Here is a 20,698-nt window from a genome sequence, read left to right on the forward strand (position 1 = left end):
GAGGAAACTTCAATGTCTAATTGGGATACTAAATTTTTAAAAAAAGGTTTTACCTTTGATGATGTATTGCTCATTCCAGCAGAAAGTCATGTGTTGCCTAATGATGCAGATTTAACAACAAAATTGGCAGATAATCTGACTTTAAATATCCCAATTATAACAGCCGCCATGGATACAGTCACAGAAAGTCAAATGGCTATTGCCATTGCGCGTGCAGGTGGTCTTGGAGTAATCCATAAAAATATGTCTATTGCGCAACAGGCAGATGAAGTTCGCAAGGTAAAACGTTCTGAAAATGGTGTTATTATTGATCCATTCTTCTTGACTCCAGAACACACGATTGCTGAAGCAGATGAACTTATGGGACGTTACCGTATCAGTGGTGTTCCAGTTGTGGAGACACTTGAAAATCGTAAATTGGTTGGTATTCTAACAAACCGAGATCTTCGCTTTATTTCAGATTACAATCAGCCAATCTCAAACCATATGACCAGTGAAAATCTTGTCACTGCTCCTGTTGGTACAGACCTTGCAACAGCTGAACATATTCTTCAAGAACACCGTATTGAAAAACTTCCTTTGGTTGATGAAGAAGGTCGTCTTTCTGGCTTGATTACTATTAAAGATATTGAAAAAGTAATTGAATTTCCTAACGCAGCAAAAGATGAGTTTGGTCGTCTTCTAGTTGCCGGTGCAGTAGGTGTTACTTCAGATACATTTGAACGTGCAGAGGCTCTTTTTGAAGCAGGAGCTGACGCAATTGTTATTGATACTGCCCATGGTCACTCTGCTGGGGTTCTACGTAAAATTGCTGAAATTCGTGCTCACTTCCCAGATCGCACTTTGATTGCTGGTAATATTGCAACTGCTGAAGGTGCGCGTGCTCTTTATGATGCGGGTGTGGATGTTGTCAAAGTCGGGATTGGACCAGGTTCTATCTGTACTACTCGTGTGATTGCAGGTGTAGGTGTCCCACAAGTGACAGCAATTTATGATGCGGCAGCAGTTGCGCGTGAATATGGAAAAACGATTATTGCTGATGGTGGAATCAAATATTCTGGAGATATTGTAAAAGCCCTTGCTGCAGGTGGAAATGCAGTTATGCTTGGATCAATGTTTGCTGGAACAGATGAAGCACCAGGTGAAACTGAAATTTTCCAAGGGCGTAAGTTTAAGACTTACCGTGGTATGGGATCAATCGCTGCAATGAAAAAAGGATCAAGTGACCGATACTTCCAAGGTTCTGTCAATGAAGCAAACAAACTCGTTCCAGAAGGAATTGAAGGTCGTGTTGCCTATAAAGGCGCAGCAGCTGACATTGTCTTCCAAATGCTTGGTGGTATTCGCTCTGGTATGGGTTACTGTGGTGCAGCTAATCTTAAAGAATTGCACGACAATGCTCAATTTATCGAAATGTCAGGTGCTGGTCTCAAAGAAAGCCATCCTCATGATGTACAAATCACTAATGAGGCGCCAAACTACTCTATGTAAGAAGTAAAAAAGAACTCCTGAATTTCAGGAGTTCTTTTTTATTTACAAAGATGTCAATTTTAATTTACAGATATTTTACCGTTTTGGATGTTGAAAATACTAAGATTTTCTGGCAAGTTTTGTAAGTGGTCTAAACTTGTTGTTGTGATGAAGGTTTGGATAGATTGTGAAATAGTTTCTAGTAATTTTAATTGTCGTGTGTTGTCAAGTTCGCTCATAACATCATCAAGCAAGAGTATTGGAGACTCGTTAGTAATGCTTTCCATTAGTTCAATCTCTGCTAGTTTGATAGAAAGTACAAGACTACGATGTTGCCCTTGGCTTCCAAAACTAGCATCCATTCCATTGATATAAAAAGCAATGTCATCTCGATGAGGACCAACTCCAGTATTCTTTTTAAATAAGTCTCTGGATCGGCTTTTCTCCAAAGCAATTTTAAAAGAATTTGTTAGCTGTTCTTCATTGGTGAAGTTGACAGATGATTGATAAGATATTGACAGCTCTTCTAATTCATTTGAAATTTCTAAGTGTTTTTTTTGACCAAATTTCTCTAAGTCTTTAATGAATTTTATCCGATGCTTTATAACACGACACCCATACTCTACTAGCTGATCGTCTAAGACTGACAGAAATGTATCGTCAATCTTCTGGCTGGATTTTAGGTAGGTATTTCTCTGTTTGAGTATGTGATTATAGTTTGACAAGTCTGACAAGTAGATTGGTTTAATTTGTCCCAGTTCGATGTCGATAAATTTTCGACGGACAGAAGGTGATCCTTTAATTAGCTGGAGATCTTCAGGTGCGAAGAGGACAACATTCATATGACCGATGTAGTCTGATAGGCGAGCTTGTTTTAAGTGATTGACCTTAGTCACACGCCCTTTTGGCGTTAAATCAATTTCTAGAGGGATAGAGCTTGTTTTTTTCTGTAGCAAGCCAGAAAGATGGAGTTGCTCGTTATCAAAATGAATGAGATTTTTATCTGTACGAGTCCGATGACTACGTGTCAAGGCTAAGAAATAGATTGCTTCTAGAATATTGGTTTTTCCTTGTGCATTTTGACCTAGAAAGACATTTAATTTTGGATTGAAATCAATTTTTGCCTCTTTGTAGTTTCGAAAGGTTTTAATTGTTAAATGTTGGAGCCACATGGTTATCTTCCTGGAAAACGTGGAACTTGTTTGGTTTTAGGCGATGAAGAAGTTTTTTGTTTTTCTTTCTTGACACCTTTATTCATCTCTTTAACAAGTTTAGCAATTCGCTCTTTCTCAATCTTATCTGCTTGATACTCTTCTTGCTCTTTTAAACTTGGTTGTGTCAAGGTGATGTCAATCTTTAAATCAGGAATGTCAATCGTATCTCCAATACGGATTTTTTTCCCACGTCTACTTTCTAACTCGCCATTAAAGTAAACTTGATGATCTATTAAAAAGGATTTGATAGCACCACCGCTTTGTATAATTCCAAGTTCTTTTAGGAGGGCTTGGAGCGTAATAAATTCTTCAAATAATTTGTATTCCATAATTCACCTCAATCTTTGGTATTATACCATATTTTCCTTGAAATAGCTGAAGGAAAGTTAGCTGAAATGAAAACGGTTTTACTCTTTAAAGCTATGAAGAGAACAAGAAAATTTTTGATTTTCGTGGTATAATAGAACTCTATATGTAAGGAGGTAAGGTATGGAATTAGTGCCTGGAATTTCAGCACATTTTGTTCAATCCAAAAAGTTTAAAACAAATAAAATCACTATTCGTTTTACTGCTCCCTTATCTCTTGAGACAATAGCAGGACGCATGTTAAGTGCAAGTATGTTGGAGACGGCAAATCAAGCTTATCCCACATCACAAGCATTTCGCAGATACTTGGCAAGTTTATATGGAACAGATATTTCCACAAGTGCTTATCGTAGAGGGCAAGCACATATTCTTGACTTAACATTTACCTACGTGCGGGATGAGTTTTTGAGTAAAAAAAATGTCTTGACTTCTCGAATTTTGGAATTGGTAGAACAGACTTTATTTGCTCCCTTAGTTCAAGATGGTGCTTTTGAGTCAGCCTTATTTGAAATTGAAAGAAAACAGTTATTGGCTAGTTTAGCTACTGATATGGATGATTCATTTTATTTTGCTCATAAGGAGTTGGATAGCTTGTTCTTCCATGATGAGCGTCTTCAATTGAGATACAGTGATTTACGAAATAGCATTTCAAATGAGTCTCCAGAAAGTAGCTACACGTGCTTTCAGAATGCTCTGAAGAATGATCGTATTGATTTCTTTTTCTTAGGTGATTTTAATGAAGTAGAAATCACAGAATCACTGAAGTCATTATCCCTTACAGCTAGAGAGAACTGTGTTCCTATCCAATATTATCAGTCTTATTCGAATGTTCTACGAGAGGGAATGATTCAGAGGAATGTTGGGCAATCAATTTTGGAATTAGGGTATCATTCTCCTATAAAATATGGCGATGATGAGCATTTGCCCATGCTTGTGATGAATGGTTTGTTGGGTGAATTTGCACATTCGAAACTTTTTACAAACGTTCGTGAAAATGCTGGAATAGCCTACACAGTCTCTAGTCAATTGGATTTGTTTAGTGGTCTGTTAAGGATGTATGCGGGTATTGATAGAGAAAATCGAAATCAGGCTAGAAAAATGATGAATCATCAATTGCTAGATCTGAAAAAGGGTAACTTTACAGATTTTGAGCTTGAACAAACCAAGGAGATGATTCGACGATCTTTGTTGATGGCTCAAGATAATCAACAGACCTTAGTTGAAAGAGTCTATTTGAATGCTCTATTGGGGAAATCAAGCTTTGATATTGATCGATTGGTGGCAAAATTAGAGAGTGTTGATAAAGAAGCTGTATGTAAAGTTGCCAACAGTTTGAAGTTACAAGCGATTTACTTTATGGAAGGAGTAGAATGACAAAGGTTACTTTTGAAGAAAAATACTATCCTGCTGTAAAGGAAACAGTCTACAAAACACAATTGTCAAATGGATTGACAGTTTCTTTACTCCCTAAACAAGATTTCAATGAGGTTTATGGGATTGTAACAGTTCAATTTGGTTCTGTAGATGCAACTTATACAAGCTTGGAAAAAGGTTTACGTCATCATCCAGCAGGAATTGCACATTTTCTTGAACATAAATTGTTTGAAAGAGAAAATTCTGAGGATATAATGGCTGCTTTTACTCGATTAGGTGCAGATAGTAATGCCTTTACAAGCTTTACTAAGACCAGCTATCTTTTTTCAACAATTGACCATCTATTAGAGAATTTAGATTTGCTAGATGAGTTAGTCGGAGATGTTCATTTTACAGAAGAATCAGTTTTAAGGGAACAGGATATTATCCAGCAAGAACGAGAAATGTACCAAGATGATCCAGATTCACGCTTGTTTTTTGCAACATTAGCCAACCTTTATCCTGATACTCCTTTAGCAACAGATATAGTTGGAAGTGAAAAATCAATTTCTGATATTCAAGTTTCAAATTTAAAAGAGAACTTTACTGACTTTTACAAACCTGTCAACATGTCACTGTTTTTAGTTGGAAATATTGATGTAAAAGTTGTTGAGGAATACTTTTCGAAAAAGGAAAAGAAGACTTTAGAACAGTTTACCGTTTCAAAAGAGAAACTACCCTTGCAGTCTGTGAGGCAAACAGATAGTCTTCGGATGGAAGTTTCTTCACCCAAACTTGCTGTTGCGATTAGAGGTAATGGGCAAATAACAGAAGCTGAGTCTTATCGTTACAATATTTTATTGAAATTACTATTTACGATGATGTTTGGTTGGACCTCTGATCGTTTTCAAAAGTTATATGAGACTGGGAAGTTAGATGCGTCATTGTCACTTGAGGTTGAAGTCAACAGTCGCTTTCATTTTGTGATATTGACGATGGATACCAAAGAGCCTGTTTCTCTGTCGCATCAATTTCGGAAAGCGATTCGTCAGTTTAGTAGTGATACGGATATTACAGAGGAACATTTAGATCTTGTTAAGAGTGAGATGTTTGGGGAATTTTTCAGTAGCATGAACTCCTTGGAATTTATTGCAACTCAATACGATCCGATGGATCGCGGAGAAACAATTTTTGATTTTCCGAAAATTTTACAGGAAATTACTTTGGAGGATGTTCTAGAAGCTGGACATCGTTTGATTGATAATGGTGATCTAGTTGATTTTACAATCTTTCCAGCTTAAAAGATGACTAATACTAGAAAGAAGGAATGGTACGTATGAGAAAAAAAACAATTGGCGAGGTTCTACGTTTAGCTAGAATTAACCAGGGATTGAGTTTAGAAGAATTGCAGGAAAAAACTGAAATTCAGTTGCATTTTCTAGAAGCTATGGAGGCAGATGATTTTGATCAACTTCCTAGTACCTTCTATGCTCGTTCTTTTTTAAGAAAATATGCCTGGGCAGTAGAGTTAGATGAAAGTATTGTTTTGGATGCATATGATTCAGGCAGTATGATTACCTACGAAGAGGTAGATGTCGATGAAGAAGACTTGTCTGGTCGCAGACGATCAAATAAGAAAAAAACGTCTTATCTCCCCTTGTTTTATTTCGTTCTATTTGCTTTGTCGATTTTAATTTTTGTGACTTACTATGTCTGGAACTACATCCAAACTCAGCCAAGTCCTTCTTCAGCTAATTATAGTGTTGTGAACTCGACTAGTTCAACAACCTCATCTAGTTCATCTTCTAGTAGTCAGACGTCTAGCTCGTCTTCTACTACGGAATCAACTATTACAGTGTCAGGTGAAGGAAACCGCATTGAAGCTCGGTATAAAACGAGTAAGGAAACGGCTACGATTCAACTGGCAGTTTCAGATGCAACTAGTTGGGTAAGTGTTTCAGGAAGTGAGCTGGAGGGTGGTGTGACACTATCCGCAGACAATAAGAATGCAAAAACAACAGTTTCAACTAAGAATCCCGTTACCATTACTTTAGGTGTAGTGAAGGGAGTTACTGTGACTGTGGACAATCAAATGATTGATACTTCGAAGCTGACAACTCAGACTGGAACTGTAACACTTACATTTACTACAGATTAAGGAAAAATCAATGAAAAAAGAACAAATTCCTAATGTATTAACTATTGGTAGAATTCTCTTTATACCTCTCTTTATTCTTATTTTGACTTTGGGCCATTCACAAGGCAGTCATTTGCTGGCAGCGATCATCTTTGCAGTTGCTAGTATAACGGATTATTTTGATGGTTACCTTGCTCGCAAATGGAATGTAGTCAGCAACTTTGGAAAATTTGCTGATCCGATGGCCGATAAGCTGTTGGTTATGTCAGCTTTTATCATGTTGATTGAGTTAGGCATGGCTCCGGCTTGGGTTGTTGCTATTATCATCTGTCGTGAACTTGCGGTGACAGGCTTGCGTTTGTTGCTTGTTGAGACGGGAGGGACAGTTCTAGCAGCAGCGATGCCAGGGAAAATCAAGACCTTTAGTCAGATGTTTGCCATTATTTTTTTGCTCTTACATTGGAATTTAATTGGTCAACTGTTGCTTTATATAGCTTTGTTTTTCACTATCTACTCTGGCTATGATTATTTCAAGGGTAGCGCTCATGTATTCAAAGGGACATTTGGTTCGAAATGAAATCGATTATTGAAGTAAAAAATCTGTCTTTTCGTTATAAGGAAGACCAGGATCATTATGACGTTAATAATGTCTCGTTTCACGTGAAACGGGGAGAATGGCTTTCGATTGTAGGTCATAATGGAAGTGGAAAATCGACAACTATCCGTTTGATTGATGGATTACTTGAAGCAGAGTCTGGGGAAATCTGGATCGATGGGCAATTGCTGTCCTCTGAGAATGTTTGGGACTTACGCCGTCAAATTGGTATGGTTTTTCAAAATCCAGATAACCAATTTGTGGGGGCAACTGTTGAAGATGATGTCGCCTTTGGATTAGAAAATCAGGGACTTCCTCGAGAAGAAATGAAGAAGAGAGTGGCTGAATCTTTGGAGTTGGTAGGTATGCTGGACTTTAAGAAGAGAGAACCAGCTCGTTTATCTGGTGGACAAAAACAACGGGTGGCTATTGCAGGAGTTATTGCCTTGAGGCCAGCTATTTTGATTTTGGACGAGGCTACAAGTATGTTGGATCCTGAAGGACGCAGAGAACTGATTCAGACAGTTCAAGAGATACGAAAAGACCACCAGATGACAGTCGTCTCCATTACACATGATTTAGAGGAAGTTGCGATGAGTGACCGTGTATTGGTCATGAAAAAAGGCCAAGTGGAGTCAACCAGCAGCCCAAGAGAACTTTTTTCTCGGAATGACCTTGACCAGATAGGGTTAGATGAACCTTTTGCTAATCAATTGAGAGAATCTTTGAGAGAGACTGGTTATCAGTTGCCGGATGACTATTTGACAGAAGGAGAGCTAGAGGACAAGTTATGGGAATTACTCTAGAAAATGTGAGCTTTACCTATCAAGAGGGGACTCCCCTATCTTCATCAGCCTTGACTGATGTTTCTTTGACGATTGAGGATGGCTCCTATACAGCTTTAGTAGGGCACACAGGTAGTGGGAAATCAACGATTTTACAGCTTTTAAATGGCCTATTGGTACCAAGTAAGGGTTTTGTTCGAGTTTTCGATACCGTCATTACCCCTACATCAACCAATAAAGAAATTCGTCGGATTCGAAAGCAAGTCGGTCTAGTGTTTCAATTTGCTGAAAATCAGATTTTTGAAGAGACTGTTTTGAAAGATGTTGCATTTGGACCGCAAAATTTTGGAGTTTCTGAGGAAGAGGCCAAGAAAATTGCGCGTGAAAAGTTAGCCTTGGTGGGCATCGATGAGTCACTCTTTGAGCGCAGTCCTTTTGAACTTTCGGGTGGCCAAATGAGACGTGTGGCTATAGCAGGTATGCTAGCCATGGAGCCAACTGTCTTAGTTTTGGATGAGCCTACAGCTGGACTAGATCCTCTGGGCAGAAAAGAATTGATGATCTTGTTTAAAAAACTCCACCTTTCTGGAATGACAATCGTTCTGGTAACGCATTTGATGGATGATGTAGCTGCATATGCTGATCAGGTCTATGTTATGGAAAAGGGACGTTTGGTCAAAAGTGGCAAACCGAGCGAAGTTTTCCAAGATGTAGCCTCTATGGGAAAAGTACAGTTAGGTGTGCCTAAAATCACAGCCTTTTGTAAACGTTTGGCAGATAGAGGTGTAGCTTTTAAAAAATTGCCAATCAAGATAGAGGAGTTTAAGGAGTCGCTAAATGGATAGTATGATTTTAGGGCGTTATATACCGGGGGATTCCATCATTCATCGCTTGGATCCCCGTAGCAAATTGCTTGCCATGATTCTGCTGATTTTGATTGTATTTTGGGCCAATAATCCCCTCACCAATCTCATTCTGTTTGTAGCGACAGGTATATTTATCGCTTTGTCAGGCGTTTCCCTCTCATTTTTTGTTCAGGGATTAAAATCCATGTTCTTCTTGATTGCTTTTACAACTCTTTTTCAGCTCTTTTTCATTTCAAGTGGAAATATCCTATTTGAGTTTTCTTTTATAAAAATAACGGATTATGCTTTGCAACAAGCAGGAATCATTTTCTGTCGTTTTGTGTTGATTATTTTCTTTTCAACCTTGCTAACATTAACGACCATGCCTTTGAGTCTGGCAGCCGCAGTTGAAGCTCTTTTAGCACCGCTGAAACGTGTGAAAGTTCCCGTTCATGAAATTGGTCTTATGTTATCAATGAGTTTGCGTTTTGTTCCAACCTTGATGGATGACACAACGAGAATTATGAATGCTCAAAAAGCTCGTGGAGTTGACTTTGGCGAAGGTAGCATCGTTCAAAAAGTAAAGGCTATGATTCCAATTTTAATTCCTCTTTTTGCGACGAGCTTAAAGCGTGCAGATTCATTGGCAATAGCAATGGAAGCGCGTGGTTATCAGGGAGGAAAGGGTAGAAGTCAGTATAGACAGTTGAGATGGAGTCAAAAGGATACACTGGCAATTCTTGTGATTTTGGTACTGGGATGTTTCTTATTTTTCTTAAAATCTTAGCAGGTTTGTAGGATTGATAAGAAGCTCAAAGTAGCAGGTTTTTAGTATAAAGGTAGGAATATGAACCGTTTTAAAAAATCAAAATATCTAATCATCGTTTTTGTCACAGTTCTGGCAGTTTCTGTACTATTAGTGACAACCTATTCAAGCGCTATTGTGACGAAACTAGGAGATGGGATTTCCTTGGTAGATAGAATTGTTCAAAAACCCTTTCAGTGGTTTGATACTTTCAAATCAGATTTGGGACATTTGACGCAGACTTACAATGAAAACGAAAGTCTAAAAAAACAGCTTTATCAACTAGAGGTGGAGTCTAATCAATCAGAAAGTTTAAAAAATGAAAATGAACAATTACGTCAGTTGCTGGATATGAAGTCAAAATTGCAGGCTACAAAAACCATTGCAGCAGATGTGATTATGCGAGCTCCAGTATCTTGGAAACAAGAGTTAACAATTGATGCGGGAAGTTCAAAAGGAGCTTCTGAAAATATGTTGGCCATTGCAAACGGGGGCTTGATTGGTAGTGTTTCAAAGGTGGAGGATCATTCAACAACGGTCAATCTATTGACAAACACCGAAAATTCAGACAAAATTTCTGTTAAAATCCTGCATGGCTCTACTGAAATTTACGGGATTATCGTTGGTTATGATAAGGAGTCAGAACTGCTTAAAATTAGCCAATTAAATAGTAACAGTGACATTAGCGCAGGAGACAAGGTGACTACAGGGGGGCTCGGAAACTTTAATGTTAAGGATATCCCTGTTGGAGAGGTTGTTGCTACAACACACAGCAGTGATTATCTAACAAAGGAAGTAACAGTAAAGTTAAGTGCTGACACCAAAAATCTTCATGTGGTTGAGTTAGTGGGGAATTAGCAATGAGACTGTTAAAACAAATTGGTATTTTCTTTTTACTCCCTTTTGTCGTACTAATTGATGCACATATTGGACAATTAGCGGGATCCTTCTTCCCCCACTTTCATTTAGCCAGTCATTTTCTATTCTTGTTTCTCTTATTTGAGACAATCGAGGTGTCAGAGTATCTCTATCTAGCCTATTGTTGTATAGTGGGTTTGGTTTACGATATTTATTTTTTCCACTTAATTGGAATTGCCACGCTTTTGTTTATCTTGATTGGTGCTTCGCTCCATAAGTTTAACAGCGTGATATTGACGAATCGTTGGACAAGGATGTTGACCATTATTGTAATCAGTTTTCTGTTTGATATGGGGAGTTATCTTCTTGCTTTGGCTGTGGGATTGACGGTAGATTCTATGCCAGTCTTCATTGTCTATAGTCTTGTCCCATCAATGATTCTAAACTTCTTATGGATGGTGATTTTCCAATACATTTTTGAAAAATATTATCTATGAGAAAGAAATATAAATGTAACAAAGGCGTAATATTTATTATGTCTTTTTTTGGTATACTAGTAATGTCTTAAATAGAAGGAGTATTCACACAATATGAAGAAAAAAATCTTAGCGTCACTTTTGTTAAGTACAGTATTGGTTTCACAAGCGGCGGTATTAACAACTGTTCATGCTGAAACAACTGATGAAAAAATTGCTGCTCAAGATAGTAAAATCAGTGACTTGTCAGCTAAACAAAAAGAAGCTCAAAAACAAGTAGATGAAATCCAAACGCAAGTTACAGCTATTCAAACACAACAAGCAAGCTTGCAAGCTGAAAATGAAACACTTCAAGCTGAGTCTAAGAAACTTGAAGGAGAAATTACAGAGCTTTCTAAGAACATTGTTGCTCGTAATGACTCATTGGAAAAACAAGCACGTAGCGCACAAACAAACGGTGCTGCAACTAGCTACATCAACACAATTGTAAACTCAAAATCAATTACTGAAGCTATTTCACGTGTTGCAGCCATGAGCGAGATTGTATCAGCTAACAACAAAATGTTGGAACAACAAAAGGCTGATAAAAAATCAATTGCTGAAAAACAAGTTACGAATAACGAAGCTATCAATACCGTAATTGCCAACCAACAAACTCTTGCTGACGATGCACAAGCATTGACAACAAAACAAGCAGAGTTGAAAGTTGCTGAGTTAAACCTTGCTGCAGAGAAAGCTACTGCAGAAAGTGATAAAGCTACTTTATTGGAACAAAAAGCAGCAGCAGAGGCAGAAGCAAAAGCAGCAGCTGAAGCAGAAGCAGCTTATAAAGCACGTCAAACAAGCCAACAACAATCAGTTGTTGCTTCTGGAAATACAACACTTTCAGATCAAGTGCAAGCAACTTCAAGCTCTTCATCAGATGATGATTCAAGCTACACTCCGGCACCTGCTCCAACTCCAACTAGACAGCGTCCAACATACAGTACAAATGCTTCAAGTTATCCTGTAGGTCAATGTACATGGGGTGCTAAGACCTTGGCTCCATGGGCCGGTGATTATTGGGGTAATGGCGGTCAGTGGGCAGCTAGTGCAGCGGCAGCTGGATTCCGTACAGGTTCTACCCCACAAGTTGGTGCAATTGCTTCATGGGATGATGGAGGATACGGACATGTAGCAGTTGTTACGGCTGTTGAGTCCCCAACTCGCATTCAAGTTTCAGAATGTAACTATGATGGTAGCGGAACTCAACCAATCGGAAATTATCGTGGATGGTTTAATCCCACAGCATCACGTGGTACAGTAAGATATATTTACCCAAACTAACATATTAATTATTATTAAAAAATTTAGGGTGAGGTTTTATTAATCTCACCCTTTGTATAGTATTAATAAAAAATTTTCATCAGAACGTTTTTATCATTATGGAATTAAAGATTGGATGAAAATTATCAGATATATAGCTAGAATAAGTATGTTTATCTAACGAAAGAATAACAAGGTTTTAAGAGAGTTGGTACTGGAATTATGTTTACTTATAAAATGAATGTTGATGTTCATGAGTGGGATTTATTTTTACAAAATCATCCTCAAGGAAATTTATTGCAGAGTAGTGATTGGGCCAAGATAAAGGATACTTGGGGGAATGAGAGAGTTGGATTTTATAAAGAAAATCAACTAGTTGGAGTAGCGAATATATTAATCCAGCCTCTTCCATTAGGATTTTCCATGTTCTATATTCCAAGAGGTCCAGTTATTAATTATGAAGATAAAGAACTTTTGAAATTTGTGCTTTTAACATTGAAAAAACTTGCTAAAAAAAGCCATGCAATAATGGTTAAATTTGATCCAAGTCTTTTCATCAGCCTAAGTCTTATCGATCAAGAAACTATCCAAAATTCTAAAACTTTTGAAATTATTGAGGAATTGCAAAAAAACAAAGTTCATTGGACAGGTTTGACAAAGGATATGGCCGAAAACATACAACCTCGTTTTCAAGCTAATATTCATAAAGAAAACTTCTCGCTAGATCAACTATCCAAGTCTACTAAACAGACAATCCGAACTGCAAGAAATAAAGGATTGGAAGTGAAATTTGGTGGCCTTGATTTATTAGATGAATTTTCATTTTTAATGAAGAAAACAGAGTCTCGTAAGAATATCAGTTTACGAGGTAAAGATTATTATCAGAAGTTACTGAATACTTATCCTGATCACTCCTTCATCACACTGAGCTATTTAGACTTACCTAATAGACTGAAAGAAGTTGAGCAGCAACTCGAAAAGAATCTTAAAATAGCGCAGAAGTTCACAGATAAAACGAAGGAAAGTAAAATAAGAGATAATCAGCAAGAGAGAAAACGATTAGAGGAAGAAATTTCTTTCCTTAAGAGTTATATTGATAGAGGGGATAGTATTGTCCCGTTGTCTGGCACTTTAACCATCGAATTTGGGAAAACTTCTGAAAACTTATATGCTGGAATGAATGAGGAATTTAGGCATTATCAACCTGCTATTCCAACATGGTTTGAGACTGCTCAATATTCATTTGAACGTGGGGCAGATACTCATAATATGGGTGGAATTGAAAACAACTTAGAAGGTGGGTTATTTAATTTTAAGTCTAAGTTTAATCCCACTATTGAAGAATTTGCTGGTGAGTTTAACTATCCAATTAGTTCATTATATTTCTTGTTTAATTTAGCTTATAAGATTCGTAAGAAACTTCGAAGTAGATAGCATAAACTAATTATTTTGTCACTACATTAAATTTAAAAAAATTAGCTATCAGAACATCTCAGCAGTATATGTTGAGATGTTTTAAATTTAGAGCTTTTAACTAGTAATTTAGTATCATAAAATCACTTGAAATAAAGCTCCAATTATGATAAAATAAAACTTGTCGTGTAAACGATAATACTCATTCTTGATGAATTGTGAAACTGTTGCCCTTGGGTCGTTTTGCAAGTTGAAGTCGAGGAGAGGAAAAAAACAAAAAGGAGAAATACTCATGGCAGTAATTTCAATGAAACAACTTCTTGAGGCTGGTGTACACTTTGGTCACCAAACTCGTCGCTGGAACCCTAAGATGGCTAAGTACATCTTTACTGAGCGTAACGGAATCCACGTTATCGACTTGCAACAAACTGTAAAATACGCTGACCAAGCATACGACTTTATGCGTGATGCAGCAGCTAACGATGCAGTTGTATTGTTTGTTGGTACTAAAAAACAAGCTGCTGACGCTGTTAAAGAAGAAGCAGAACGTTCAGGTCAATACTACATCAACCACCGTTGGTTGGGTGGAACTCTTACTAACTGGGGAACTATCCAAAAACGTATCGCTCGTTTGAAAGAAATCAAACGTATGGAAGAAGAAGGAATCTTCGATGTTCTTCCTAAGAAAGAAGTTGCACTTCTTAACAAACAACGTGCACGTCTTGAAAAATTCTTGGGTGGTATCGAAGACATGCCTCGTATCCCAGATGTAATGTACGTAGTTGACCCACATAAAGAACAAATCGCTGTTAAAGAAGCTAAAAAATTGGGTATCCCAGTTGTAGCGATGGTTGACACAAACACTGACCCAGACGATATCGATGTAATCATCCCAGCTAACGATGACGCTATCCGCGCTGTTAAATTGATCACAGCTAAATTGGCTGACGCTATCATCGAAGGACGTCAAGGTGAAGATGCAGCAGCAGTTGAGGCTGAATTTGCAGCTTCAGAAGCTCAAGCTGACTCAATCGAAGAAATCGTTGAAGTTGTAGAAGGCGACAACGCTTAATTCATATAAATAGTAATTACCTAGGAGGGCGGGGCCTAGCCCAGCTCTCCTATTTTTAAAAAATATAGGAGAATCAAAATGGCAGAAATTACAGCTAAACTTGTAAAAGAGTTGCGTGAAAAATCTGGTGCCGGTGTTATGGACGCTAAAAAAGCGCTTGTAGAAACAGACGGTGATATCGAAAAAGCGATCGAATTGCTTCGCGAAAAAGGTATGGCGAAGGCAGCTAAGAAAGCTGACCGCGTTGCTGCAGAAGGTTTGACTGGTGTATTTGTTAACGGTAACGTTGCAGCAGTAGTCGAGGTAAATGCTGAAACTGACTTCGTTGCGAAAAACGCTCAATTTGTTGACTTGGTAAACGCAACAGCTAAAGTAATTGCTGAAGGAAAACCAGCGAACAACGAAGAAGCTCTTGCTTTGACAATGCCTTCAGGTGAAACTCTTGAAGCTGCATATGTATCTGCAACAGCTACAATCGGTGAAAAAATCTCATTCCGTCGTTTTGCTTTGCTTGAAAAAACAGATGCACAACACTTCGGAGCATACCAACACAATGGTGGTCGTATCGGTGTTATCTCTGTTATTGAAGGTGGAGACGAAGCGCTTGCTAAACAAATCTCAATGCACATTGCTGCGATGAAACCAACAGTTCTTTCTTACAAAGAATTGGATGAGCAGTTCGTTAAAGATGAGTTGGCACAATTGAACCACGTAATCGATCAAGATAACGAAAGCCGTGCAATGGTTGGTAAACCAGCTCTTCCACACTTGAAGTATGGATCAAAAGCACAATTGACTGATGAAGTGATTGCTCAAGCTGAAGCTGATATCAAAGCTGAGTTGGCTGCAGAAGGCAAACCAGAAAAAATCTGGGACAAAATCATCCCAGGTAAAATGGACCGCTTCATGCTTGACAACACTAAAGTTGACCAAGCATACACACTTCTTGCACAAGTATACATCATGGATGACAGCAAGACAGTTGAAGCTTACCTTGAATCAGTAAATGCTTCAGTAGTTGAGTTCGCTCGCTTTGAAGTTGGTGAAGGTATCGAGAAAGCTGCAAACGACTTTGAAGCAGAAGTTGCAGCTACAATGGCAGCAGCCTTGAATAACTAATAGAAAAGGAAGCAAATTGCTTCCTTTTTCTTTTGGTCTAGAGAGTAGGCTCTATATGAGTAAACAAAAAGCCCTTTAATAAGGGCTAAGTGCATTTAGGAGGCTACACTTCAAATTCATAGAGTGCTGTAGACAAATAACGTTCGCCGTTATCTGGTGCTAAAGCAAGGACTTTCTTACCTGTACCTAATTTCTTGGCAACTTCAATTGCCCCGTAAATCGCTGCAGCTGAAGAAATCCCAACAAGGAAGCCTTCTTTTCCACCAATTTCACGGCCAAGTGCTAGAGCATCATCTGACGTCACGCGGACGATACCATCATAGGCCTTTGTATCAAGTGTTTCAGGAATAAATCCAGCTGAGATGCCTTGAATTTTGTGAGGTCCTGGCTTTTCACCAGACAAGATAGCTGACTCGTCTGCCTCAACTGCATAAACTTGAATGTTTGGATTTGCTGCTTTAAGAGCGTGAGAAACACCTGAGATAGTTCCACCGGTGCCAACACCACCCACAAAAGCATCTAAACCATCAGAACCGAAAGCAGCCAGTATTTCAGCTCCTGTTGTTCTTTCGTGTACTTCTGGGTTAGCTGGATTATTAAATTGGAGTGGAAGGAAGCCGTCACGTTCAGCGGCGATTTCCTGAGCTTTGGCAATAGCCCCTTTCATTCCTTCGCTACCAGGAGTAAGGACGAGTTCAGCACCATAGGCTTGGATAATCTTACGTCGTTCCACACTCATCGTTTCAGGCATGACGATAACAACTTTATATCCTTTAGCAGCACCGACCCATGAAAGACCGATACCAGTGTTTCCACTCGTTGCTTCAACAATGGTAGCACCCGGTTTTAGAATACCATCTTGTTCCGCTTTTTCAATCATGCTAAGGGCAATGCGGTCTTTTACTGACGATCCAGGGTTAAAAGCTTCTAGTTTAACATAGACATCTGCAGCACCTTCTGGAACAATGTTGTTAAGTTTAACAATCGGTGTTTGTCCAATAAGTTCAGTGATATTGTTATAAATAGCCATAGATATACCTCTTTGTATAAGATGATACTAGTATAACGCGCTTAAGGCTATTTGTAAAATATAGAAATACTATCAAAGTGATAGGATTTTTTTATATCAAAGGTCTAAGCCATTAATTTTTAATCGATTGTGATAAGCCAATTCTAATAAATAGGTGTAAAGCGGAAGGATGTCCGTTTTTTTAGGGAATTCAAATTTGTGGTAACTAAAATGCTCATTATGTGCTTTTAGAAAGACATTCTCTAAATAAGTGATCGTAATCTCACTATCATCTATACCTGCTCCTGCAGTCTCCATTTCAACGTTGACAATGTTCATCAAAAAGAGTGACTTAACAGATATCTTGCGACCAGTAGCGCCTTGCTTATCTGTAAAGATGATACGAATATTTGTAAAGATGATTGCGTCACGAATGAGCTTATATCCACTTTGGATCTCTTCATTCTCTAGTAGATATTGTCCATATTCTTTGATAAGGGTCTTTTTGTTTTCCTCGCTGAAGTTACCAGCAAGTCCTTGAATAAATTTTCCAAACGCCATGTATTTCTCCTTTGTTTACACTAAGTTTACAGGAACTTCAACTTCTCGTAAACCTTGATTTGTTAAAGTAACCTTTCCATTAAAAAACTCTACAAGAGCAGACTTGATATTTTCTTTCTCTTCCTTATCAACATAAATTATGGTATCGATTTGATCTGTAAAGTTTGTCTCGAGTTCCATGAGATGATGTTCTTTAAGGAAATTACCATACTCTTGGTATTGAGCGTAAGACATCTGAATGGCTATGCCAGCTTGCTCTTTGATTTCAATAATGCCTATTTCTTTGACAGCCAAGGCCACACTACCTGCATAAGCACGAATCAAACCACCAGCACCTAGTTTGATGCCACCAAAGTAGCGTGTCACTACCACACAGAGATTGGTTAAATTATGATTTTCTAAGACACCCAGCATAGGGACTCCAGCAGTACCACTAGGTTCCCCATCATCACTCGTACGCTTGATCTCACTGCGTTCCCCTATAATAAAAGCAGAGCAGTTATGGGTGGCTTTATAGTGTTCTTTTTTGATGGTAGTGATGAAGTCACGAGCCTCTTCTTCGCTATAAACACGCTTGACATGACAGATAAATCGGGATTTTTTGATTTCTTCTTGGACCTGCCCATCCTCTTTAATTGTTCTAAATTCCATGATTCAATTGTACTAAAAAAATATCTAAAGTGCTAGATTTTTACGAATATTAAAGTATGAAAGTAAATCCAAATTACCTCGGTCGCTTGTTTACTGAGAAAGAATTAACGGAAGAAGAACGACAGGTAGCAGTGAGACTGCCAGCAATGAGAAAAGAGAAGGGGAAACTGTTTTGTCAACGTTGTAATAGTTCGATTCTAGAAGAATGGTATTTGCCTATTGGCGCATACTATTGTAGGGAGTGCTTACTGATGAAGCGAGTCAGGAGTGATCAAGCCTTATACTATTTTCCGCAAGAAGATTTTCCTAAGCAAGATGTCCTCAAATGGTGTGGTCAGTTAACCTATTTTCAGGAAAAGGTATCAGAGGGGTTGATTCGAGCAGTTGAAAAGAAAGAACCGACTTTAGTTCACGCTGTCACAGGAGCTGGAAAGACAGAGATGATTTATCAAGTTGTTGCCAAAGTGATTGATGATGGTGGTGCAGTTTGTTTGGCAAGTCCTCGAATTGATGTGTGTTTGGAACTGTATAAGCGACTGCAGAATGACTTTGCTTGTGAGATAGCACTACTCCATGGCGAATCAGAGCCCTATTTTCGAACACCCTTAGTAGTTGCAACAACTCATCAGTTATTAAAATTTTATCATGCTTTTGATTTGTTGATAGTGGATGAAGTAGATGCCTTTCCTTATGTCGACAACACTATGCTTTACTATGCTGTAAAGAATAGTGTAAAGGAGGATGGATTGAGGATATTCCTTACAGCAACTTCTACAGATGAGTTAGATAGGAAGGTTCGCACAGGAGAATTAAAACGATTAAGCTTGCCGAGACGGTTTCATGGAAATCCTTTGATTATTCCTAAACCAGTCTGGTTATCGGATTTTAATCGCTGTTTAGAGAAAAGCCAGTTATCAACCAAGTTAAAGACCTATATTGAGAAACAGAGAAGAACAGGTTATCCATTGCTGATTTTTGCATCAGAGATTAAGAAAGGTGAGGGACTAAAAGAAATACTAAATGTGCATTTCCCGAATGAGAGCATTGGCTTTGTGTCTTCTGTGACAGAAGACCGATTAGAGCAGGTGCAAGCTTTTCGAGATGGAGAACTAACAATACTGATCAGTACGACAATCTTGGAACGCGGGGTTACCTTCCCTTGTGTGGATGTTTTCGTAGTAGAAGCTAATCATCGTCTCTTTACCAAGTCTAGTTTAATTCAGATTGGAGGGCGAGTTGGACGCAGTATGGATAGACCAACTGGTGAGTTGCTCTTCTTTCATGATGGATTAAATGCTTCCATCAAAAAGGCAATCAAGGAAATCAAGCAGATGAATAAGGAGGCAGGGTTATGAACTGTTTATTATGTGGCCAGACTACAAAGAGTGAGTTAACTTTTGGTAGTCTCTTCCTTTTGAAGAATGAGAGCAGTTATCTTTGCTCAGCTTGTGCTTCTAGTTTTGAGAAGATTGGTGAGAAATATTGTCCAAACTGTATGAAAACAGGGGTGTCAACTCAATGTCAAGATTGTAAACTTTGGTGTAAAGAAGGAGTTCAGGTTGATCATAAGGCAATCTTTACCTATAATCAAGCTATGAAAGACTTTTTCAGTCAATATAAGTTTGATGGCGATTTTTTGCTTAGAAAAGTGTTTGCTTCCGTTCTTGCTGAGGAGCTGAAAAAGTATAGAGGTTATCAATTTGTTGTCATTCCTCTAAGTCCTGAAAGATTGCTTGAGAGGGGGTTTAACCAAGTCGAGGGTTTGGTTGAAGTAGCAGGCTTTTCTTTTAAAGATATATTAGGAAAAAGAGAAGAGAGTGCTAGTTCTTCTAAAAGCCGTTTAGAAAGGTTAGCTACTGAAATTCCATTTTTTATTAAAGATGGTATCTCACTTCCTAAGAAGATTTTGCTGATTGATGACATCTATACTACAGGGGCAACTGTGAATCGTGTGAAACGACTTTTGGAAGAATCAGGTGCTTTGGATGTTAAAACTTTTTCCCTTGTAAGATGAGGGAAAAATTTGCAAAATGAAAATGAAAGCGTTATAATATAGTTAGAAAAATAAAAATGTTTAGAAAGAAGGTACTTATATGATTAAATATAGTATCCGTGGTGAAAACCTAGAAGTAACAGAAGCAATTCGTGATTATGTAGTTTCTAAACTCGAAAAGATCGAAAAGTATTTTCAACCTGATCAGGAGTTGGATGCACGTGTGAACTTGAAAGTTTATCGTGAAAAAACAGCAAAGGTTGAAGTAACAATTCCGCTTGGATCTATTACTCTTCGTGCTGAAGATATTTCTCAAGATATGTATGGTTCTATCGATCTTGTGACAGATAAAATTGAACGTCAGATTCGTAAAAATAAAACTAAAATCGAACGTAAGAATAAAAATAAAGTTGCGACAAGTCAACTCTTTACAGATGCTCTAGTTGAAGATGCAAATGTTGTGCAACCAAAAGTCGTTCGTTCAAAACAAATTGATTTGAAGCCAATGGATTTAGAAGAAGCCCTTCTTCAAATGGATTTGTTGGGACATGATTTCTTTATCTATGTAGATGTAGAAGATCAAACAACAAATGTTTTGTATCGCCGTGAAGATGGTGAAGTCGGCTTGTTAGAAGTGAAAGAATCATAAAATAGAATTTTCAAAGTGGTTT

22 protein-coding genes are annotated in these 20,698 nt (G+C 38.1%); 17 read left to right on the forward strand and 5 right to left on the reverse strand.

Going from position 1 to position 20,698, the window contains the following annotated elements; translation table 11 throughout:
* Positions 1–12 precede the first annotated feature (12 nt).
* Positions 13–1,491, forward strand: coding sequence for an IMP dehydrogenase (gene guaB, locus BWR56_RS00080; protein WP_000073406.1), 1,479 nt, complete (start codon positions 13–15; stop codon positions 1,489–1,491).
* A 59-nt stretch (positions 1,492–1,550) separates the two neighbouring features.
* Here the strand turns inward: guaB and recF are convergent, their stop codons facing one another.
* A complete protein-coding gene (gene recF / locus BWR56_RS00085) occupies positions 1,551–2,642 on the reverse strand; it encodes a DNA replication/repair protein RecF (RefSeq protein WP_049505026.1) in 1,092 nt (363 codons plus the stop codon).
* 2 nt (positions 2,643–2,644) lie between these two features.
* Complete coding sequence (yaaA, locus tag BWR56_RS00090) at positions 2,645–3,013, reverse strand: S4 domain-containing protein YaaA (protein ID WP_049505027.1); 369 nt, start codon at positions 3,011–3,013, stop codon at positions 2,645–2,647.
* 160 nt (positions 3,014–3,173) lie between these two features.
* Between yaaA and yfmF the strand changes: the two genes are divergently transcribed.
* From yfmF to tsf, 13 genes are all read left to right on the forward strand, one after another.
* Positions 3,174–4,424, forward strand: a complete 1,251-nt coding sequence (yfmF, locus tag BWR56_RS00095; protein ID WP_049505029.1) for an EF-P 5-aminopentanol modification-associated protein YfmF — start codon at positions 3,174–3,176, stop codon at positions 4,422–4,424.
* On the forward strand, positions 4,421–5,704 hold the full coding sequence (gene yfmH / locus BWR56_RS00100; RefSeq protein WP_049505032.1) for an EF-P 5-aminopentanol modification-associated protein YfmH: 1,284 nt from the start codon (positions 4,421–4,423) through the stop codon (positions 5,702–5,704). Before yfmF ends, yfmH begins: the two co-directional genes overlap by 4 nt.
* Before the next feature lie 35 nt (positions 5,705–5,739).
* The gene (rodZ, locus tag BWR56_RS00105; protein ID WP_049505033.1) at positions 5,740–6,561 is read left to right on the forward strand and encodes a cytoskeleton protein RodZ; all 822 of its coding nucleotides are present in this window, start codon (positions 5,740–5,742) and stop codon (positions 6,559–6,561) included.
* Between the two features lie 10 nt (positions 6,562–6,571).
* Entirely contained in the window at positions 6,572–7,117 is a 546-nt protein-coding gene (pgsA, locus tag BWR56_RS00110) for a CDP-diacylglycerol--glycerol-3-phosphate 3-phosphatidyltransferase (RefSeq protein WP_049505035.1), read from the forward strand.
* Positions 7,114–7,941 carry an energy-coupling factor ABC transporter ATP-binding protein gene (locus BWR56_RS00115; protein WP_049505037.1) on the forward strand — a complete coding sequence of 276 codons (828 nt, stop codon included), beginning with the start codon at positions 7,114–7,116 and terminating at the stop codon, positions 7,939–7,941. Before pgsA ends, BWR56_RS00115 begins: the two co-directional genes overlap by 4 nt.
* Entirely contained in the window at positions 7,926–8,765 is an 840-nt protein-coding gene (locus tag BWR56_RS00120; protein ID WP_049505038.1) for an energy-coupling factor transporter ATPase, read from the forward strand. The genes BWR56_RS00115 and BWR56_RS00120 overlap by 16 nt, the downstream gene beginning before the upstream one ends.
* A complete protein-coding gene (locus tag BWR56_RS00125; protein WP_049505039.1) occupies positions 8,758–9,552 on the forward strand; it encodes an energy-coupling factor transporter transmembrane component T family protein in 795 nt (264 codons plus the stop codon). The genes BWR56_RS00120 and BWR56_RS00125 overlap by 8 nt, the downstream gene beginning before the upstream one ends.
* 60 nt (positions 9,553–9,612) lie before the next feature.
* On the forward strand, positions 9,613–10,428 hold the full coding sequence (gene mreC / locus BWR56_RS00130) for a rod shape-determining protein MreC (protein ID WP_001078971.1): 816 nt from the start codon (positions 9,613–9,615) through the stop codon (positions 10,426–10,428).
* A gap of 2 nt (positions 10,429–10,430) precedes the next feature.
* A complete protein-coding gene (gene mreD / locus BWR56_RS00135) occupies positions 10,431–10,925 on the forward strand; it encodes a rod shape-determining protein MreD (RefSeq protein WP_049505040.1) in 495 nt (164 codons plus the stop codon).
* Positions 10,926–11,018: 93 nt separating this feature from the next.
* Positions 11,019–12,230 carry a peptidoglycan hydrolase PcsB gene (pcsB, locus tag BWR56_RS00140; protein WP_071851775.1) on the forward strand — a complete coding sequence of 404 codons (1,212 nt, stop codon included), beginning with the start codon at positions 11,019–11,021 and terminating at the stop codon, positions 12,228–12,230.
* Positions 12,231–12,431: 201 nt separating this feature from the next.
* Positions 12,432–13,643, forward strand: coding sequence for an aminoacyltransferase (locus BWR56_RS00145; protein WP_049505044.1), 1,212 nt, complete (start codon positions 12,432–12,434; stop codon positions 13,641–13,643).
* A 271-nt stretch (positions 13,644–13,914) separates the two neighbouring features.
* Positions 13,915–14,694, forward strand: coding sequence for a 30S ribosomal protein S2 (gene rpsB, locus BWR56_RS00150; protein ID WP_000268475.1), 780 nt, complete (start codon positions 13,915–13,917; stop codon positions 14,692–14,694).
* Between the two features lie 78 nt (positions 14,695–14,772).
* Positions 14,773–15,813 carry a translation elongation factor Ts gene (gene tsf, locus BWR56_RS00155; RefSeq protein ID WP_000808059.1) on the forward strand — a complete coding sequence of 347 codons (1,041 nt, stop codon included), beginning with the start codon at positions 14,773–14,775 and terminating at the stop codon, positions 15,811–15,813.
* 103 nt (positions 15,814–15,916) lie between these two features.
* On the opposite strand, the gene cysK is transcribed toward tsf, so the two are convergent.
* The 3 genes from cysK to BWR56_RS00170 form a co-directional block, all read right to left on the reverse strand.
* Positions 15,917–16,843 (reverse strand): cysteine synthase A, encoded by a 927-nt coding sequence (gene cysK / locus BWR56_RS00160; RefSeq protein ID WP_061421561.1) that lies wholly within the window; start codon positions 16,841–16,843, stop codon positions 15,917–15,919.
* 96 nt (positions 16,844–16,939) lie between these two features.
* Complete coding sequence (locus BWR56_RS00165) at positions 16,940–17,383, reverse strand: PH domain-containing protein (protein WP_061421560.1); 444 nt, start codon at positions 17,381–17,383, stop codon at positions 16,940–16,942.
* 15 nt (positions 17,384–17,398) lie between these two features.
* Complete coding sequence (locus tag BWR56_RS00170) at positions 17,399–18,034, reverse strand: YigZ family protein (protein WP_061421559.1); 636 nt, start codon at positions 18,032–18,034, stop codon at positions 17,399–17,401.
* 56 nt (positions 18,035–18,090) lie between these two features.
* Between BWR56_RS00170 and BWR56_RS00175 the strand changes: the two genes are divergently transcribed.
* From BWR56_RS00175 to hpf, 3 genes are all read left to right on the forward strand, one after another.
* On the forward strand, positions 18,091–19,389 hold the full coding sequence (locus BWR56_RS00175; RefSeq protein WP_061421558.1) for an ATP-dependent helicase ComFA: 1,299 nt from the start codon (positions 18,091–18,093) through the stop codon (positions 19,387–19,389).
* Positions 19,386–20,048, forward strand: coding sequence for a ComF family protein (locus BWR56_RS00180; protein ID WP_076984216.1), 663 nt, complete (start codon positions 19,386–19,388; stop codon positions 20,046–20,048). Before BWR56_RS00175 ends, BWR56_RS00180 begins: the two co-directional genes overlap by 4 nt.
* Before the next feature lie 79 nt (positions 20,049–20,127).
* Complete coding sequence (hpf, locus tag BWR56_RS00185) at positions 20,128–20,676, forward strand: ribosome hibernation-promoting factor, HPF/YfiA family (protein ID WP_000599103.1); 549 nt, start codon at positions 20,128–20,130, stop codon at positions 20,674–20,676.
* Positions 20,677–20,698: the final 22 nt, after the last annotated feature.

The sequence above is a fragment of the Streptococcus oralis genome, assembly GCF_001983955.1.
GTDB lineage: Bacteria > Bacillota > Bacilli > Lactobacillales > Streptococcaceae > Streptococcus > Streptococcus jiangnanensis.

Coding starts and splice junctions, on each gene's coding strand:
- guaB (WP_000073406.1), top strand. CDS start 13: ATGTCTAATTGGGATACTAAATTTTTAAAAAAAGGTTTTACCTTTGAT.
- recF (WP_049505026.1), bottom strand. CDS start 2,642: ATGTGGCTCCAACATTTAACAATTAAAACCTTTCGAAACTACAAAGAG.
- yaaA (WP_049505027.1), bottom strand. CDS start 3,013: ATGGAATACAAATTATTTGAAGAATTTATTACGCTCCAAGCCCTCCTA.
- yfmF (WP_049505029.1), top strand. CDS start 3,174: ATGGAATTAGTGCCTGGAATTTCAGCACATTTTGTTCAATCCAAAAAG.
- yfmH (WP_049505032.1), top strand. CDS start 4,421: ATGACAAAGGTTACTTTTGAAGAAAAATACTATCCTGCTGTAAAGGAA.
- rodZ (WP_049505033.1), top strand. CDS start 5,740: ATGAGAAAAAAAACAATTGGCGAGGTTCTACGTTTAGCTAGAATTAAC.
- pgsA (WP_049505035.1), top strand. CDS start 6,572: ATGAAAAAAGAACAAATTCCTAATGTATTAACTATTGGTAGAATTCTC.
- BWR56_RS00115 (WP_049505037.1), top strand. CDS start 7,114: ATGAAATCGATTATTGAAGTAAAAAATCTGTCTTTTCGTTATAAGGAA.
- BWR56_RS00120 (WP_049505038.1), top strand. CDS start 7,926: ATGGGAATTACTCTAGAAAATGTGAGCTTTACCTATCAAGAGGGGACT.
- BWR56_RS00125 (WP_049505039.1), top strand. CDS start 8,758: ATGGATAGTATGATTTTAGGGCGTTATATACCGGGGGATTCCATCATT.
- mreC (WP_001078971.1), top strand. CDS start 9,613: ATGAACCGTTTTAAAAAATCAAAATATCTAATCATCGTTTTTGTCACA.
- mreD (WP_049505040.1), top strand. CDS start 10,431: ATGAGACTGTTAAAACAAATTGGTATTTTCTTTTTACTCCCTTTTGTC.
- pcsB (WP_071851775.1), top strand. CDS start 11,019: ATGAAGAAAAAAATCTTAGCGTCACTTTTGTTAAGTACAGTATTGGTT.
- BWR56_RS00145 (WP_049505044.1), top strand. CDS start 12,432: ATGTTTACTTATAAAATGAATGTTGATGTTCATGAGTGGGATTTATTT.
- rpsB (WP_000268475.1), top strand. CDS start 13,915: ATGGCAGTAATTTCAATGAAACAACTTCTTGAGGCTGGTGTACACTTT.
- tsf (WP_000808059.1), top strand. CDS start 14,773: ATGGCAGAAATTACAGCTAAACTTGTAAAAGAGTTGCGTGAAAAATCT.
- cysK (WP_061421561.1), bottom strand. CDS start 16,843: ATGGCTATTTATAACAATATCACTGAACTTATTGGACAAACACCGATT.
- BWR56_RS00165 (WP_061421560.1), bottom strand. CDS start 17,383: ATGGCGTTTGGAAAATTTATTCAAGGACTTGCTGGTAACTTCAGCGAG.
- BWR56_RS00170 (WP_061421559.1), bottom strand. CDS start 18,034: ATGGAATTTAGAACAATTAAAGAGGATGGGCAGGTCCAAGAAGAAATC.
- BWR56_RS00175 (WP_061421558.1), top strand. CDS start 18,091: ATGAAAGTAAATCCAAATTACCTCGGTCGCTTGTTTACTGAGAAAGAA.
- BWR56_RS00180 (WP_076984216.1), top strand. CDS start 19,386: ATGAACTGTTTATTATGTGGCCAGACTACAAAGAGTGAGTTAACTTTT.
- hpf (WP_000599103.1), top strand. CDS start 20,128: ATGATTAAATATAGTATCCGTGGTGAAAACCTAGAAGTAACAGAAGCA.